We start from the raw sequence: 17,015 nt of genomic DNA on the forward strand, positions 1-17,015 counted from the left end.
GTTTATATAATGAATGCGAGGTTATATATTACGCATTTTAAACCATCCTTCTAAAACTTTATTGAATTCTTCAGGATGTTCCATCATTGCAGCGTGTCCACATTTATCGATCCAATATAAATTGCTGTCTGGTAGTAATTTATGGAAATCTTCAGCAACTTCGGGAGGTGTAACAGTATCGTTCTTTCCCCAAATTATACAAGTAGGTTGCTGCATGTTTGGTAAATCGTTTGCCATGTTATGACGAACAGCGCTTTTTGCAATAGCTAATGTTTTTACCAAGGTATTTCTATCATTAATAACATCATATACTTGGTCTACTAATTCGTCAGTAGCAATTGATTTATCGTAAAAAACTTCTTGTGTTTTATTTCGCACAAATTCCTTATCTCCTCTTCTCGGATAATTGTTACCCATAGAGTTCTCATATAAACCAGAACTACCAGTTAATACAAGAGCAGAAACGTCTTGTGGGTAATGCTTGATGTAATATAAAGCGATGTGTCCACCTAAAGAGTTTCCTAATAAAACAACATCTTTAAGTTTTTTGTATTCGATAAAATCATGTAAAAACTTGGCAAGATTTTTAACATTAGTCTTAAGTATAGGTAAAGTATAAAGTGGTAATTCAGGAATTAAAACCTTGTACCCAATTTCTGAAAAATGCTTAAAAGTAGCGTCAAAATTACTTAAAGCTCCCATTAATCCATGAAGAACAATAATAGCTTTTCCTTCTCCCGCTTCGGCATATGTAAACTTACCTTCTGTCTTTAAAAAATCTGTCATTAGCTAAGATTTGGCTCAGAGCAAAAGTAATTCTTTTTTTTATACCTATCAATTTCTTTTCAAATATGCTTTTTGAGAATAAATAACCAACAGAACGCCAGTATTTTCTCTAAAAAATGGAAACTTATCAACAATGTGGTAAAAAGTGGTAAAAAGTGGTAAATATTTTATATTTTTGAATTATTCTTGCATTTTAAAGTGGTAAATATAATAGGAACATATGAGTGTAAAGCTGATGCCAAAGGTAGGTTAATGGTTGCTTCTGCGTTAAAGAAGCAGTTAAGTCCTGTTTTGGAAGAAGGCTTTGTAATCAAACGTTCTGTTTTTCAGCCATGTTTGGAATTATATCCGATGCAGGAGTGGAATCAAATGATGGCGAAAATAAATAAGCTTAATCGTTTTGTGAAGAAGAATAATGATTTCATAAGGAGATTTACTGCTGGTGTGAAGATGGTAGAAATGGATTCTGCAGGAAGAATATTAATTCCAAAAGACCTATCGGTATTTGCTGGTATTGAAAAACAAGTAGTGTTGTCGAGTGCTGTAAATATTATCGAAATATGGGATAAGGAAAAGTATGAAAGTGTAATAGAGGATACAGCTTCAGATTTTGCTGATCTAGCTGAAGAGGTAATGGGAAATATTGAAATCGATGAGTAATTATCACAAGTCTGTTTTATTGGAAGAAAGCGTTGATGCGCTCAATATAAAAGAACATGGAGTTTATGTTGACGTGACATTTGGAGGAGGGGGTCATTCAAAAGAAATCTTGAAACGACTGGGGAAGGATGGAAGATTGTTTGCTTTCGATCAAGATGCTGATGCGTTACAGAATATAATTGAAGATGATCGTTTTGTTTTGATTGGTGAGAATTTTAGGTATATCTCAAGGTTTTTGCGTTTTCATGGAGTTACAAAAGTGGATGGGATATTAGCTGATTTAGGTGTTTCTTCTTATCAGTTTGATGAAGCGACAAGAGGTTTTTCAACAAGGTTTGATGGTGAGTTGGATATGAGAATGAATCAGGCTTCGGGTTTATCGGCGAAAGTTGTGGTAAATGAGTATGAGGAAGAAAAATTAGCGGATGTGTTGTATTTGTATGGGGAGTTAAGAAATGCAAGAGCAATGGCTAAGCAAATAGTTAATTCTAGGGCTGAAAAAAGTATTGACACCAGTTTTGAGTTAAAGGAGGTATTGAGAAGGTTTTTACCAAAGGCTAAAGAACATAAAATTTTAGCTCAGATATATCAGGCAATTCGAATAGAGGTAAACGAGGAATTAGAAGTGTTGAAAGAGTTTTTGATACAGGTTCCTAGTTTGTTGAATGAGAACGGGAGGTTAAGTGTTATTTCTTATCATTCCTTGGAAGATAGATTGGTAAAGCGTTTTATTCAGATGGGGAAATTTCAAGGTGAAGCTGAGAAGGATTTCTACGGAAACACAAATGAGCCTTTGAAAAAGGTAGGAAAGTTAATTGTTCCGACTCAAGAAGAGATTCAGGTGAACAATAGAGCTAGAAGTGCGAAATTAAGAATAGCAACATTAAAGTAAAATGAAGCGAAATTCAGGAGGAATATATGATGTTTTAAGGTGGAGTTTTCTTACTGATGAGTCAGCTGCAAAGAATTGGAGAGTGATTTTTTTTGTGGTGATTTTATTGTTGGTTATGATATGGAGTTCTCATTCTGCAGATGAGAAAGTGGTTAAAATAGCTGAGTTGAATAAGGTGAAGAGGGAGTTGAGAGCTGAGTATGTTGATACTAGTACAATTTTAATGCGTATGAAATTGGAAAGTGCAATTCGAAAAAAGGTAAAGGCAAGTGGTTTAAGTCCTGCGGATGAACCGCCACAAAAAATAAAAGTAATTATAAAAGAGTAAAGTATTGTCAGCCGTTAAGAAAAATATACTAAACAAGTTTTATGTTATTGCGACTTTAATGTCGCTTTTTCTGGTTGTTATAGGGTTTAAAGTTTTTGAACTTCAATATATCAAAGGTGATAAGTATAAAAAATTAGCACAAGAAGTTAATTATAAAAATGATACGGTTTTTGCTAATAAAGGAAATGTGTATGCCGCAGATGGTAATTTGTTGGCTACATCTATTTCTAGTTATACTATCCGAATGGATGTAATGTCTGTTGATGAAAATGTTTTTGAAGAAAACATTGCGGGTTTAACAAAAGAGCTTTCAAAAATGCTTGGCAGAACACCTAGTTATTATGAAAGAAAACTTAGAGATGCTAAGAAGGTTAAAAATCGCTACCTGTTAATTGCTAGAAATCTTGGGTATAATGACTACATGAAAATGAAAAGTTTCCCAATATTTAAATTAGGGGTTTTTAGGGGTGGTTTTATTGCAGAGCAACGAACTGTTCGAGAGCATCCAATAGGTAAAATAGCGGAGCGAACAATTGGTTATAATGATCATAGAGGAGGTGCGGGAATTGAAGGAGCTTTCTCTGAATTTATGCTTGGTAAAAATGGTTGGAGATTAAAGCAAAAAATAGCAAAGGGTCAGTGGAAGCCAATCAACGATTTAAATGAGCAAGAGCCAGAGGATGGAAAAGATGTAATCACTACAATAGATGTTAATATTCAGGATATTACACATCATGCTTTGTTGAAGCAAATGGAGTATTATGAAGCAGATCATGGTTGTGCTGTTGTTATGGAGACTGCCACAGGTGAGATAAAAGCAATTTCAAATCTTGGTAGAACTTCAAATGGTAAGTATTACGAGAAGAGGAATTATGCTGTGTGGGAGAGTCACGAGCCGGGTTCAACGTTCAAATTAGCAAGTTTAATGGCTGGGCTTGAGGATAAGGTAATTGATACTTCTACTGTTGTTGATACAGAAAAAGGAAAAATTTATATCAATAATCGAAAAGTTGAGGATAGTGATAAAGATGGGTACGGAAAAATTTCATTAGCGAGAGTTTTTGAGGTTTCTTCTAATGTTGGAATTGTAAAAGCTATTCAAAAGCATTACGATCATAATCCTGAGAAATTTTTAAAGAGAATAAAGCAATTTGGTTTAGATAGACAAACGGGAGTGAATATTGTTGGAGAAGGTAAACCTTATATTCCATCAGTTAAAGAAAAACGTTGGAGTTCTATCAGTCTTGAATGGATGGCTTGGGGTTACGGAGTTTCTCTAACACCATTACAAACATTAATGTTTTACAATGCTGTTGCAAATAATGGTGAGCTAATTAAACCTCGATTTGTTAAAGAACTTAGAGTTGCGGGTAAAACCGTTAAAAAGTTTGATAAAGAAGTGTTGAGTGAAAGTATTGCCTCAAAAACTACGATTGATAAGGTGGTTCAAGTTATGGAAAACGTGGTGAAAAGAGGAACGGCGAAAGAAATTTATTCTCCTAATTTTTCCATGGCTGGTAAAACAGGAACAGCAAAAAAATGGATTCCAAGAACTAAAAATAAAGAGGGTGAGTATGAAGGGGGGTATTATTCTAATCAAAAATACGTTGCGTCATTCGCTGGTTTTTTTCCTGTTAAAAATCCAAAATATTCTTGCATTGTGGTTATTCATGAGCCTGATGTGTTAAAAGGGTATTATGGTGCTAAAGTGGCAGCTCCTGTTTTTAAAGAGATTGCACATAAAATTTACACTTCAAATCCGTCAAGTGTTCAAATGGTTACGGATTCTGTGGTGAGTAAAGCTGTGAATAAGGATTACAATAAGTATTACACTGTTTTAAGTAAGTATAAAACAATAATGCCTAAAGTGGTTGGAATGAGTGCTATGGATGCTATTTCGCTATTAGAAAACATGGGACTTAAGGTAAGTTTCTCTGGTTCTGGTAAGGTTAAGGAGCAGTCTATAGAACGAGGGGAAAAGGTTAAAAAAGGAGCAACTGTTTATTTAAAATTATCATAAGTGAAGATTTTAAGAGACATATTATATAAAGTGCCAGTTAATGCAGTTTTTGGCGATACAAGTATTGAAGTGAATAATATTCACTTTGATAGTAGACAAGTTTCATCAAACGATGTCTTTGTAGCACTAAAAGGAGTTAGTGTTGATGGTCATGATTTTATTGATAAGGCTCTAGTTAATAGAGCTGTTGCGGTAGTTTGTGAGAAAGCTCCTGAAGAGAGAATAGCAGGAGTAACGTATGTTGAGGTGTTAGATTCAAGTGAAGCTTTAGCTATAATGGCTTCAAATTATTATGATAATCCGTCTAAAAAAATAAAACTTGTTGGGGTAACAGGTACCAACGGTAAAACTACTATTACAACATTGTTGTATGATTTGTTTACAAACTTAGGGAGAAGAGTTGGGTTGCTGTCTACTGTAAAAATTATGGTTCATAATCGTGAGTTTCAAGCAACCCATACCACCCCTGATTCTTTAACAATCAACAAGTATTTGTCTAAAATGGTTGAAGAGGGAGTTGAGTATTGTTTTATGGAAGTTAGCTCTCATGGAATTCATCAAAATAGAACCTTGGGATTAAATTTTGTAGGAGGTGTGTTTACAAATTTATCTCATGATCATTTAGACTATCACTCTTCATTTGCTGAGTATAGAGATGTTAAGAAGCGTTTTTTCGATGAATTGCCAAAGGATGCTTTTGCGTTGGTAAATATCGATGATAAAAATGGCGCTGTAATGGTGCAGAATACAAAAGCAAAAAAACAATCGTATGCACTTAAAACTCTTGGTGATTATAAAGCTAAAATTTTAGAGAAGAGTTTTTCAGGTTCTTTAATAACTATTAATGGAACTGAGGTTTGGAGTAAACTCATTGGTAAGTTTAATGCTTATAATGTTTTAGCTATTTATGGTGTTGCTGATTTATTAGGAATTGAAAAACTTGATGTTTTAAAGGGGATCAGCGAGTTAAATAGTGTAAGTGGCAGATTTCAATATGTAGTCTCGAATACAAATATTACTGCAATCGTTGATTATGCTCATACACCAGATGCATTGAAAAATGTACTTGAAACGGTAAATGATATCAGAACAGGAAATGAGAATGTAATAACAGTAGTTGGCTGTGGAGGTGATAGAGACAAGACGAAGCGTCCAAAAATGGCTCACATAGCTTCGCAGTTAAGTAGTCAAGTAATTTTTACTTCGGATAATCCGAGGTCTGAAGATCCGCAAAGTATCATTGACGATATGGAAAAAGGTGTTTCTCCAGAGAACTATAAGAAGTCATTATCAATCTTAGACAGAAGACAAGCTATAAAAACAGCATGTAAACTGGCAAACACTGGAGATATTATTTTAATAGCTGGAAAAGGACATGAAAATTATCAGGAGATAAATGGAGTAAAACTTCATTTTGATGATATGGAAGAAGTGAAAATATGTTTTAACTAATAAGTTTTAGAAGATGTTGTATTATTTATTTGAGTATTTAGAAAGCGAATTTAATTTAACTGGAGCAAGTGTTTTTCAGTTTATTACTTTTCGTTCTGCTGCGGCTTTTATTTTGTCGTTGCTGTTATCAACAATCTTCGGTAAAAGAGTTATTAATTATTTAAGAAAATTACAAGTTGGAGAAACCATTCGTGATCTTGGTTTAGAAGGACAAATGCAAAAGTCTGGAACACCAACAATGGGTGGTATTATTATCATTTTGGCTACGTTAATTCCTGCAGTTTTGTTTGCTAAACTAGAGAATATTTATGTAATAATTCTATTAATTACAACCGTATGGATGGGGCTAATCGGGTTTACTGATGATTATATTAAAGTTTTCAAAAAAGATAAAGCTGGTTTAAAAGGGATTTTTAAAGTAGTTGGTCAGGTTGGCCTCGGAATTATTGTAGGTGCAATGCTGTATTTCAGTCCTTCTGTAACAATTAAAGAGCAATTACCAGCGGATCAACAAATCGTTCAAGCTAATGGAAAAAAACAAGTTTTTGGAGAGGCTCATAAATCTACAAAAACTACCGTACCATTTTTAAAAGATAATGAATTAGATTATGCTAAAGCACTAAGTTTTCTTGGAGATGGCTATGAAAAATATGCTTGGTTAGTTTTTATTCCGATTGTAATTTTTATTGTAACAGGTGTGTCAAATGGAGCAAATCTAACGGATGGAATAGATGGTTTAGCTGCAGGTTCTTCTGCTATTATGGTGCTTGTTCTCGCATTGTTTGCATGGGTTTCAGGAAATATTGTTTTTGCTAATTATCTAGACGTGATGTATATACCTAATTCTGGTGAAATGACGGTTTTTATATTGGCATTTGCAGGAGCTTTGATCGGTTTTCTTTGGTACAATACGTTTCCGGCGCAAGTTTTTATGGGAGACACTGGTAGTTTGACAATAGGAGGAATTATTGCAGTGATCGCGATTGCTACTAGAAAAGAATTACTACTTCCGCTATTGGCTGGAATATTTGTAGTTGAAAATTTATCAGTGATTTTACAAGTAGGGTATTTTAAATACACAAAAAAGAAATACGGAGAAGGTAGAAGAATATTTAAAATGGCTCCATTGCATCATCATTATCAAAAACTAAACTATCATGAAAGTAAAATAGTTACACGTTTTTGGATTGTGGGAATTTTGTTAGCGGTATTTACAATAGTGACATTGAAGTTGAGGTAGTATGAAGAAATTGGTCGTACTAGGTGGTGGAGAAAGCGGAGTAGGAAGCGCAATTTTAGGTAAAAAACAAGGTTTTGAAGTATTTGTTTCTGATTTAGCAGAAATAAATAAAGAATATAAAAAGGTTCTTTTACATCATAATATAAGTTTTGAAGAAAAGCAGCATTCAAAAGATAAGGTTTTTGATGCAGATCTAGTTATGAAAAGTCCTGGTATTCCGGATAATGTGGCTCTAGTGAAAGAGTTGCGATCAAAAGGAATTTCGGTGATATCTGAAATAGAATTTGCAGCTAAATATACCGATGCAACTATAGTAGGAATAACAGGTTCAAATGGAAAAACAACAACGACTTTATTAACGCATCATTTGTTGAAAAATGCAGGATTAAATGTTGGTGTTGCAGGAAATATTGGAGATAGTTTTGCCAAACAGGTGGCAGAAAAAAGTTTTGAGAATTATGTTTTAGAGTTGAGTAGTTTTCAGCTAGATGGAATTGAAAGTTTCAATTCTCATATCGCCATGATTACCAATATTACCCCAGATCATTTAGATAGATACGATTATGATTTTAATAAATATATCGCTTCAAAATTTAGAATAGCAAAAAATCAAACCAAGAACGATTTCTTGATTTATGATTTAGATGACCCGGTTATTACTGGTTGGTTAAAAGAAAACCCAATAAAATCAACTTTAGTTCCATTTTCAATGAAAGAGCATTTGGAATACGGAGCATTTTTAAAAGAGAATAATATAATAATTAGATTAAACGAAGAAGAGTATATAATGAACACATCCTATTTAACAATTAAAGGAAAGCACAATACTAAAAACGCTATGGCTTCAATGCTTGCGTCTAAATTATTGCAAGTAAGAAATCAGTCGATAACTGAAAGTATGTCAAGTTTTGAAGGAGCTGAGCATCGCTTAGAAAAAGTATTGAAAGTTGAAGGTGTTTCTTATATAAATGATAGTAAGGCAACAAATGTAAATGCAACTTTTTATGCTTTAGAATGTATGGACAGGCCAACGGTTTGGATTGTTGGAGGTGTTGATAAAGGAAATGATTATAATGATCTATTGCCTTTAGTAAGAGAAAAGGTTAAAGCAATAGTTTGTTTAGGTTTAGATAATCGTAAAATCATAGATACTTTTCAAAATGTAGTCGATGTTATTGTTGAAACAGCAGGAGCAGAAGAGGCTGTTAAAGTTTCTCATAAGTTAGCTGAGAAAAATGATGTTGTTTTACTTTCGCCGGCTTGTGCAAGTTTTGATTTGTTTGATGATTACGAAGATAGAGGTCGTCAATTTAAAAATGCAGTAAGAGATTTATAATAAAAATTGAAAACAGTATTTAAACATATAAAAGGAGATAGGGCAATATGGGCAATAGTGGCTATGTTGGCAATTTTGTCTTTTATGCCTGTTTATAGTGCTAGTACTAATTTGGTTTATGTGGTAGGAAACGGTTCTACATCGGGCCATTTGGTAAAACATATAGCGCTTTTAATTATGGGGTTTGGAATCCTTTATGGAGTACATAAAATTCCGTATCGATATTTTAGTGGAGGTTCAGTTTTAATGTTGCCTATAGTAATATTGTTGTTAATAGTAACAATATCACAAGGCTCAACTATTGGTGGAGCAAATGCAAGTAGATGGATTCGTATTCCTTTTGTAGGTGTTGGTTTTCAAACATCTACTTTGGCAGGTTTGGTGCTGTTAGTATATGTGGCAAGATATTTAGCTAAGAATAAGGAAAAACAAATAGTTTTTAAAGAGAGTTTGGTGCAGTTGTGGTTACCAGTTGGAATAATATTGATGTTAATTCTACCTGCTAACTTTTCGACTACCGCTATCTTGTTTTTTATGATAGTATTGCTGTCTTTTATAGGTGGATATCCAATGAAATACATCGCAAATATTGTAGGTGTTGGAATAGTTGCTTTAGGTTTATTTATACTTGTTGCGAAAGCTTTTCCAGATCTTATGCCTAACAGAATTCAAACTTGGGAAAGTAGAATCTCTGGTTTTTTATCTGGTGAGAGTTCTGAAAATTATCAGGTAGAAAAAGCAAAAATAGCAATAGCAACAGGAGGCGTTACGGGTAAAGGTCCAGGAAAAAGTGTACAAAAGAATTTTTTACCTCAATCTTCTTCTGATTTTATTTATGCAATAATTGTTGAAGAGTATGGTTTGGTAGGAGCACTTTTTGTATTGTTTATTTATTTTCTGTTGTTATTTAGAATTGTAATATCGGCAAGAAAGGCAACAACAATATTTGCAACATTGTTAATTATCGCCGTTGGTTTGCCAATTGTTTTTCAGGCAATAATTAATATGGCTGTAGCTGTTAATTTATTTCCTGTAACTGGACAAACGTTACCACTAATTAGTAGTGGAGGTACCTCAATTTGGATGACCTGTTTTGCATTGGGTATGATTTTGAGTGTAAGTGCTTCAAAGAATGAAACTGAGGAGTCAATTTTAGATGATAATCCGTTGGATATTTTGCATGAAACCATATAATTAAAATCAAATGGGAAAATCGTTAAGTGTTATTATAAGTGGTGGTGGAACAGGAGGACATATCTATCCTGCAATTGCTATTGCCAATGAAATTAAACTTCGATACCCTGAGGCAAATATTTTATTTGTTGGCGCAAAGGATAAAATGGAAATGGAAAAAGTTCCTCAAGCCGGATATGATATTGAGGGTTTGTGGATTTCTGGTATTCAAAGAAAAATAACATTTAAAAATTTATTGTTTCCATTCAAGCTAATTAGTAGCCTGTGGAAAGCAAGCAGGATTATTAGGAAATTTAAACCTGATGTTGTTATTGGTACGGGAGGTTTTGCTAGCGGACCGACTTTAATGATGGCCAACAGAAAAGGAATACCAACCTTAGTGCAAGAGCAAAATTCTTTTCCGGGAATAACAAATAAGTTATTAAGTAAAAAAGCAAATAAAATTTGTGTGGCTTACGATAATTTAGAGCGTTTTTTTCCAAAAGAGAAAATTATAAAGACAGGGAATCCTGTTCGTCAGGACTTGTTATCAATTCATACAAAAAGAGAAGAGGCAATTGAGTTTTTTAAACTAGATAGAAATAAGAAAACAGTTTTAGTAATTGGAGGGAGTTTAGGAGCAAGAAGAATAAATCAGTTAATAGAATTAGAATTATCGTTTTTAAAAAATCAAAATGTACAACTCATCTGGCAATGCGGAAAATTGTACTACGACGAGTATAAACAATATAATAAAGAAAGTAATGTTCAAGTTTTTGAGTTTTTAAATCGAATGGATTTAGCTTATGCTGGAGCCGATTTTATTATTTCGAGATCTGGAGCTAGTTCTGTTTCCGAATTATGTATCGTAGGAAAACCAACAATATTTATTCCTTCTCCAAATGTTGCAGAAGATCATCAAACAAAAAACGCTAAAGCTATTGTTGATAAACATGGTGCACTGATGCTTAAAGAAAGTGAGTTAAATACATTTCCTGTAGTTTTTGAAACTTTAATGAAAGATAAAGGTAAACAGGAAAGTTTAAGTGAAAACATAAATGAGTTAGCATTACCTAATGCTACAAATCATATTGTAAACGAAATTGAAAGTTTAATTAGTTAGTGAATTTAGAAAACATACATAACGTTTATTTCATAGGTATTGGTGGTATTGGAATGAGTGCTATAGCACGTTATTTTTCTGCCAATAAGAAAAGTGTTGCTGGTTATGATAAAACACCTTCGCCAATAACCAATGAATTGGAGCAGTTAGGTATTCAAATTCATTATGATGATAATCTTTCTTTGATACCTAAAGGGTTTTTGAATAAAGAGAAAACGTTAGTTGTATACACGCCTGCGATTCCAAAAAATCATAAGGAGTTAAACTATTTTTTTGATAACGACTTTATGGTGTTAAAAAGAGCAGAGGTACTAGGGAAAATTACCGAAAATACTTTTTGTTTAGCTGTTGCCGGAACGCATGGTAAAACTACAACTTCGTCTATTTTGGGTCACATAATGCAACCATTTAACGCTACGGCGTTCTTAGGTGGTGTTGCAGAGAACTATAATTCTAATCTTATTTTAGGAGAAGACAAAGTATCTGTAGTTGAAGCAGACGAGTATGATCGTTCTTTCCTTAAATTATCTCCGGATATTGCGTGTGTTACATCAATGGATGCTGATCATCTTGATATATACGGAGAACATGATTCGTTATTAGGGTCTTTTAAAGAGTTTTCTGATAAAGTAACTGAAAAATTAATCGTAGCAAAAGGATTAAACTTACAAGGTTTAACTTATGCTATAGATGAGGATGCAGATTATAAAGCATTTAACTTAAGGGTAGGTAATGGAGCATATTTATTTGATGTTTTAACACCAAATGAAGAAATATTAGACATAGAATTTAGTTTACCTGGAAGACATAATATTATGAATGCTCTTGCTGCTTTGGCGATGGCAAACTCGTATGGTATTTCATTAAATCAGATTAAAACTCAGCTGAGAACTTTTGCAGGTGTGCAAAGAAGGTTTTCCTATAAAATAAAAGAGGAAGGTTTGGTGTTAATAGATGACTATGCACATCATCCGACGGAAATTAAAGTTGTAGAAGCTGCAGTTAGAGAGATGTACCCTAGTAGTAAGGTGTTGGTAGTATTTCAACCTCATTTGTTTTCTAGAACTAGAGATTTTGTTGATGATTTTGCGAATGAATTGTCCAAATTTGATGAGATAGTTTTGTTAGATATTTATCCTGCAAGAGAATTACCGATGGAAGGTGTCACTTCTAACTGGTTGTTGGAAAAGATTGATAATGATAATAAGCGTTTGTTATCAAAAGAGGATATGATAAAGTTTGTGGAATCTTCAAATGCTGATGTTGTTTTGATGTTAGGTGCTGGGGATATCGGACTTTTGTTGGAAGATGTAAAGAAGGTATTGTTAAATCGAGTGAAAAAACATGAATAGAAAAATAATTATATATCCAATATTTATCTGTTTGTTACTGATTTTATCGGTTTTATATGGTTTTACAAAAAAGAGAAACTTAGATAGAAAAGTTCATTCAGTAGAAGTGAAATTTGAGGAAGGTAAGAATTCATTTTTGACGCACGAGACGGTTAATAAATTGTTAATACAAAGTCAGGTTACAGTTAAAAACCAACCGAAAAGAATCATAGATTTACACCATCTAGAGGAACAAGTGTTAGCAAATCCTTATGTCGATGAGGCTAAGGTTTTTATAACACCAGGGGGATTAATAAAAACTCATATTTCACAAAAAGAACCTATAGCTAGGGTTATTTCTGGAGAACAAGTTTATTATATTGATGATAATGGATTTAAAATTCCTTTATCAGAGAACTTTTCTGCTCGAGTACCATTGGTAATGGGTAATGACGTGTCTTCTCATATAGAAGATATAACAGGGTTAATTTTGTTTATTTCTCAAGATGATTTTTTGAAAAAAGAAGTCACAGGAATAACAAGGTTAAACTCCAATGAATATGTGTTAGATGTTCGAAGTGGTGATTACAAGATTCACTTTGGAGAATATGAAGATGTGAATTTGAAGTTTAAAAAGTTGAAAGCTTTTTATAACAAGTCTTTAAAAGACAAAACAATTAGTAAGTATAAAATTATAAATATTAAATACCACAACCAAGTGGTGTGTACAAAACAAAATCAAGATGGATAATAATAAAATTGCAGTTGGTTTAGATATTGGTACTACCAAGATTGTTGCGATGATTGGTCGCAAGAATGAGTATGGTAAAATTGAAGTGCTTGGTATTGGAAAAGCAAAAAGCTTGGGAGTAAAGCGTGGTGTTGTAAATAATATTACTCAAACTATTCAGTCAATCCAACAAGCCGTTGATGAAGCTGAAAGTGTTTCAGGACAAAAGATTAGTGAGGTCGTGGTTGGTATCGCTGGCCAACATATAAGAAGTCTTCATCATAGTGATTATATCACAAGAGTAAATGCAGATGAGGTAATTGAAGAGACGGACATTGAAAATTTAGTAAATCAAGTACATAAGTTAGTTATGTTGCCTGGAGAAGAAATTATTCATGTGTTACCTCAGGAGTTTAAAGTAGATAGTCAACCAGATATTAAAGAGCCAATTGGAATGTATGGTGGAAGATTAGAGGCGAATTTCCATGTGGTAGTTGGTCAGGTTTCTTCTATTCGAAATATTGGTAGATGTGTAAAGAGTGCAGGTTTAAATTTAGCAGATATCACTTTAGAGCCGTTAGCGTCATCTTCAGCAGTGTTAAGTCAGGAAGAGAAAGAAGCAGGTGTAGCATTAATCGATATAGGTGGTGGAACAACTGATTTAGCCATTTTTAAAGATGGAATTATTCGCCATACTGCAGTAATTCCGTTTGGAGGAAATGTAATTACAGAGGATATAAAAGAAGGATGTTCAATTATTGAAAAGCAAGCAGAGCTTTTAAAAATTAAATTCGGTTCAGCTTGGCCGGGAGAAAATAAAGAAACAGAGATTGTTTCTATTCCTGGATTAAGAGGGAGAGAACCAAAGGAGATTACATTGAAAAATCTTTCTAAAATAATTCATGCGAGAGTACAAGAAATTATCGAGCATGTGTATTTGGAAATTAAAAATTACGGACACGAAACTCAAAAAGGAAAATTAATAGCTGGAATTGTTTTAACTGGTGGAGGATCTCAGTTAAAGCATTTGAGACAGTTAGTAGAATATATTACAGGAATGGATACTAGAATTGGGTATCCAAACGAACATTTAGCTGGAGATAGTGAAGATGTATTGTCTAGCCCTTCATATGCAACTGCAGTAGGATTACTAATGGAAGGTTTAGAAAAACAATCTACAATTATCGAAGAAGAACCAGTTATTGTTCAAGAACAGGAAGCAATTGTTGATCAAATTTCTGTTGAAGATTCAAAAGAAATCATCGAAGAGCAACAAAAGGAAAAAACTATTAAGAGAGGTAAGTCGTTTTTAGAAAAATTCACCGAAAGATTTAAGGAGTTTTTAGATAACGCAGAGTAAAAAATTAATTAAGAGATAAAGAGTTTAAACAAAAAGAATAGTTATTATGAGCGCAGAATTTGATAACATTTCATTTGACATGCCAAAAACACAATCAAATACAATTAAAGTAATTGGTGTTGGAGGAGGAGGTAGTAATGCAGTAAATTACATGTATAGTAAACAAATTCACGGAGTAGATTTCGTAATTTGTAATACCGACGCACAGGCATTAGAAAATAGTCCGATTCCTAATAAAATTCAATTAGGAGCACACTTAACTTCAGGTTTAGGTGCAGGAGCAAATCCTGATGTAGGTGCACAAGCAGCTGCAGAAAGTATACAAGAAATTCAGCAAATGTTAAATACACATACAAAAATGGTGTTTATTACTGCTGGAATGGGAGGTGGAACTGGAACTGGTGCTGCTCCAATTATTGCTAAAATTGCTAAAGATATGGACATTTTAACAGTGGGAATTGTTACAATGCCATTTCAGTTTGAAGGAAGAATGCGCTCAAAACAAGCTCAAAAAGGAATAGATGAACTGCGTAAAAATGTTGACTCTTTAATTGTTATCAATAATAATAAGTTACGTGAGGTTTATGGAAATCTTGGTTTTAAATCTGGTTTCTCTAAGGCCGATGAAGTTTTAGCAACTGCAGCAAAAGGTATCGCAGAAGTAATTACGCATCATTATAAACAAAATATCGATTTACACGATGCTAGAACAGTATTAGCGAATAGTGGAACAGCTATTATGGGATCAGCGAGAGAATCAGGTGATAACCGTGCAAAGAATGCTATCATTAAAGCATTAGATTCTCCATTACTAAATGATAATAAAATTACGGGCGCAAAGAATGTGTTATTATTAATTGTATCTGGTTCTAATGAAGTTACTTTAGATGAAATTGGTGAAATCAATGATTTCATTCAAACAGAAGCTGGTTATGATGCTAACATTATAATGGGTATCGGTGAAGATGAGGCTTTAGAAGAAGGTATTTCTGTAACTGTTGTTGCAACTGGATTTGCACAAGATCAACAACAAACAATCAATAATGTGGAAACAAAAAAAATCGTTCACACATTAGAAGATGAGCAAAAAGCAACTTATGAGTTCGATAAAAAGGCCGTAATAAAATCACCAACACTAGAAGAGCCTATTTCATTAAATAGAAAAGAAGAAAAGGTTGTACATGTGTTAGATTTAAATGAAGAGAAAGAGGTTGTTCCAAATAGAGTAGACTTAATTGAAACAACGGAGGCTATAAAGAATATTGAAGTAGATTTTGAAGAAGTTACATTCGATAATTTTACGGCTATTCCAGAAACTGAGTTTGTAATCACGAACGTAACTAAAAAACAAGAAATTAAACAAGAAATTGAGGAATCTCCTACAATTCAACAGAATCTTTTGTTTGATTTACCATTAAACTCGTTCGAAGAAATTAAACCTACTGAATCTAATGAGAATGATTTAATAGAAACGACTGAGGCTATCAAAAATATTAACGTTGTAGCCGAGGAAGTTAAGCCAGTTTTAGAAAAAAGATATGTGTTGGAAGATTTTGATATCCAACCTACAATTGGAAAAAGTTCGACTCCTGCTGTTGAAGCAAGAGAAGAGGAAGAAGCGTTACAATTCAAGGTTAGAACAAAGACTCCAAACGAAAATGATGACGAAAGTTTAAATGGAGATGAAGCTTCTCCTTTAAGTTTAACTATTACTGAATTACAGAAGAGAGCGAAGGAGAGAAGAGAAAAAATGAAAGGATTTAATTATAAATTCTCTGATCAAGTAAATAAAAATATTGATGATATTGAAAGACAACCAGCCTACAAGCGTTTAGGTGTTGATCTTGATGTGAATTCTAAGATTAGTGAGATTAAAACTCCTTTAGATACAGATTCAGAAGAGTTTCCTTTAAAGTCAAACAATTCTTTTCTTCATGATAATGTAGATTAGTTTTAGTATAAATTTAAAATATAAATCCTGAGAAATCGGGATTTTTTTATATGTATTATATTTGAATCATAAAAGAATAAGAAATGAGCATACAGAAAGATATTACAGAGAAAATGAAAGAGGCTATGAAAGCAAAAGACAATGTAAGTTTAACGGCATTAAGAGCATTGAAGTCTGCTTTTTTATTGGCGAAAACAGAGGCTGGAGCAGGAGAATTGAATGATGAACAAGAATTAAAAATCATCCAAAAACAGGTAAAGCAAAGAAAAGATAGTGCTAAAGTTTACCTTGAACAAAACAGACAAGATTTAGCAGATCCTGAATTGGCTGAAGCTAAAGTTTTAGAACAATTTTTACCCGAAGCTTTGAGTGAGGAAGAAATTGCTAAAGTTGTTACCGCAGTCATTAATGAAGTAAATGCAAATGGAATGAAAGACATGGGTAAAGTAATGGGAATTGTTTCTAAAAAATTGGCAGGTCAAGCCGACGGAAAAACAATTTCTACTATTGTAAAGCAAAAGTTATCTTAGGAATACTTTAAAGGCCTAGTAGTTCAACTGGATAGAATATCAGATTTCGGCTCTGAGGGTTAGGGGTTCGAATCCTCTCTAGGTCGCACGGAAAAGAAAGGAA

Annotated in this window: 15 protein-coding genes and 1 tRNA gene; 15 read left to right on the forward strand and 1 reads right to left on the reverse strand. The window is 33.3% G+C overall.

Features of this window, described 5'->3' with window-relative positions:
- Nucleotides 1–21: 21 nt before the first annotated feature.
- Nucleotides 22–786, reverse strand: coding sequence for an alpha/beta fold hydrolase (locus ACOSP6_RS13365; RefSeq protein WP_422094410.1), 765 nt, complete (start codon nt 784–786; stop codon nt 22–24).
- A 198-nt stretch (nt 787–984) separates the two neighbouring features.
- On the opposite strand from ACOSP6_RS13365, the gene mraZ reads away from it, so the two are divergent.
- From mraZ to ACOSP6_RS13440, 15 genes are all read left to right on the forward strand, one after another.
- Nucleotides 985–1,446, forward strand: coding sequence for a division/cell wall cluster transcriptional repressor MraZ (gene mraZ / locus ACOSP6_RS13370; protein ID WP_422094411.1), 462 nt, complete (start codon nt 985–987; stop codon nt 1,444–1,446).
- Nucleotides 1,439–2,338 carry a 16S rRNA (cytosine(1402)-N(4))-methyltransferase RsmH gene (gene rsmH, locus ACOSP6_RS13375; protein ID WP_422094412.1) on the forward strand — a complete coding sequence of 300 codons (900 nt, stop codon included), beginning with the start codon at nt 1,439–1,441 and terminating at the stop codon, nt 2,336–2,338. The genes mraZ and rsmH overlap by 8 nt, the downstream gene beginning before the upstream one ends.
- A gap of 1 nt (nt 2,339) precedes the next feature.
- Nucleotides 2,340–2,666, forward strand: coding sequence for an FtsL-like putative cell division protein (locus tag ACOSP6_RS13380; protein ID WP_422094413.1), 327 nt, complete (start codon nt 2,340–2,342; stop codon nt 2,664–2,666).
- Nucleotides 2,667–2,724: 58 nt separating this feature from the next.
- On the forward strand, nt 2,725–4,686 hold the full coding sequence (locus tag ACOSP6_RS13385; protein WP_422094414.1) for a penicillin-binding protein: 1,962 nt from the start codon (nt 2,725–2,727) through the stop codon (nt 4,684–4,686).
- On the forward strand, nt 4,687–6,138 hold the full coding sequence (locus ACOSP6_RS13390) for a UDP-N-acetylmuramoyl-L-alanyl-D-glutamate--2,6-diaminopimelate ligase (RefSeq protein ID WP_422094415.1): 1,452 nt from the start codon (nt 4,687–4,689) through the stop codon (nt 6,136–6,138).
- Nucleotides 6,139–6,151: 13 nt separating this feature from the next.
- Nucleotides 6,152–7,378, forward strand: coding sequence for a phospho-N-acetylmuramoyl-pentapeptide-transferase (gene mraY, locus ACOSP6_RS13395; RefSeq protein WP_422094416.1), 1,227 nt, complete (start codon nt 6,152–6,154; stop codon nt 7,376–7,378).
- A gap of 1 nt (nt 7,379) precedes the next feature.
- Nucleotides 7,380–8,714, forward strand: coding sequence for a UDP-N-acetylmuramoyl-L-alanine--D-glutamate ligase (gene murD / locus ACOSP6_RS13400; RefSeq protein WP_422094417.1), 1,335 nt, complete (start codon nt 7,380–7,382; stop codon nt 8,712–8,714).
- 6 nt (nt 8,715–8,720) lie between these two features.
- Nucleotides 8,721–9,908, forward strand: coding sequence for an FtsW/RodA/SpoVE family cell cycle protein (locus ACOSP6_RS13405; protein WP_422094418.1), 1,188 nt, complete (start codon nt 8,721–8,723; stop codon nt 9,906–9,908).
- Nucleotides 9,909–9,918: 10 nt separating this feature from the next.
- Nucleotides 9,919–11,010: an undecaprenyldiphospho-muramoylpentapeptide beta-N-acetylglucosaminyltransferase gene (murG, locus tag ACOSP6_RS13410; protein ID WP_422094419.1), complete on the forward strand. Its 1,092-nt coding sequence runs from the start codon at nt 9,919–9,921 to the stop codon at nt 11,008–11,010.
- On the forward strand, nt 11,010–12,362 hold the full coding sequence (gene murC, locus ACOSP6_RS13415; RefSeq protein ID WP_422094420.1) for a UDP-N-acetylmuramate--L-alanine ligase: 1,353 nt from the start codon (nt 11,010–11,012) through the stop codon (nt 12,360–12,362). Before murG ends, murC begins: the two co-directional genes overlap by 1 nt.
- Complete coding sequence (locus ACOSP6_RS13420) at nt 12,355–13,092, forward strand: cell division protein FtsQ/DivIB (RefSeq protein ID WP_422094421.1); 738 nt, start codon at nt 12,355–12,357, stop codon at nt 13,090–13,092. Before murC ends, ACOSP6_RS13420 begins: the two co-directional genes overlap by 8 nt.
- A complete protein-coding gene (ftsA, locus tag ACOSP6_RS13425) occupies nt 13,085–14,431 on the forward strand; it encodes a cell division protein FtsA (RefSeq protein ID WP_422094422.1) in 1,347 nt (448 codons plus the stop codon). The genes ACOSP6_RS13420 and ftsA overlap by 8 nt, the downstream gene beginning before the upstream one ends.
- Nucleotides 14,432–14,477: 46 nt before the next feature.
- On the forward strand, nt 14,478–16,382 hold the full coding sequence (ftsZ, locus tag ACOSP6_RS13430) for a cell division protein FtsZ (protein WP_422094423.1): 1,905 nt from the start codon (nt 14,478–14,480) through the stop codon (nt 16,380–16,382).
- Between the two features lie 83 nt (nt 16,383–16,465).
- Nucleotides 16,466–16,912 (forward strand): GatB/YqeY domain-containing protein, encoded by a 447-nt coding sequence (locus tag ACOSP6_RS13435; protein ID WP_422094424.1) that lies wholly within the window; start codon nt 16,466–16,468, stop codon nt 16,910–16,912.
- Nucleotides 16,913–16,924: 12 nt separating this feature from the next.
- Nucleotides 16,925–16,998 (forward strand) — tRNA-Arg (locus ACOSP6_RS13440).
- Nucleotides 16,999–17,015: the final 17 nt, after the last annotated feature.

The sequence above is a fragment of the Tenacibaculum sp. MEBiC06402 genome (assembly GCF_049239625.1).
In the GTDB taxonomy this organism is placed as follows: domain Bacteria; phylum Bacteroidota; class Bacteroidia; order Flavobacteriales; family Flavobacteriaceae; genus Polaribacter.

Bases quoted from the DNA above. Each gene is read 5' to 3' on its own strand.
- ACOSP6_RS13365 (WP_422094410.1), bottom strand. From the start codon at position 786: ATGACAGATTTTTTAAAGACAGAAGGTAAGTTTACATATGCCGAAGCG.
- rsmH (WP_422094412.1), top strand. From the start codon at position 1,439: ATGAGTAATTATCACAAGTCTGTTTTATTGGAAGAAAGCGTTGATGCG.
- ACOSP6_RS13380 (WP_422094413.1), top strand. From the start codon at position 2,340: ATGAAGCGAAATTCAGGAGGAATATATGATGTTTTAAGGTGGAGTTTT.
- ACOSP6_RS13385 (WP_422094414.1), top strand. From the start codon at position 2,725: ATGTCGCTTTTTCTGGTTGTTATAGGGTTTAAAGTTTTTGAACTTCAA.
- mraY (WP_422094416.1), top strand. From the start codon at position 6,152: ATGTTGTATTATTTATTTGAGTATTTAGAAAGCGAATTTAATTTAACT.
- murD (WP_422094417.1), top strand. From the start codon at position 7,380: ATGAAGAAATTGGTCGTACTAGGTGGTGGAGAAAGCGGAGTAGGAAGC.
- murG (WP_422094419.1), top strand. From the start codon at position 9,919: ATGGGAAAATCGTTAAGTGTTATTATAAGTGGTGGTGGAACAGGAGGA.
- ACOSP6_RS13420 (WP_422094421.1), top strand. From the start codon at position 12,355: ATGAATAGAAAAATAATTATATATCCAATATTTATCTGTTTGTTACTG.
- ftsA (WP_422094422.1), top strand. From the start codon at position 13,085: ATGGATAATAATAAAATTGCAGTTGGTTTAGATATTGGTACTACCAAG.
- ftsZ (WP_422094423.1), top strand. From the start codon at position 14,478: ATGAGCGCAGAATTTGATAACATTTCATTTGACATGCCAAAAACACAA.
- ACOSP6_RS13435 (WP_422094424.1), top strand. From the start codon at position 16,466: ATGAGCATACAGAAAGATATTACAGAGAAAATGAAAGAGGCTATGAAA.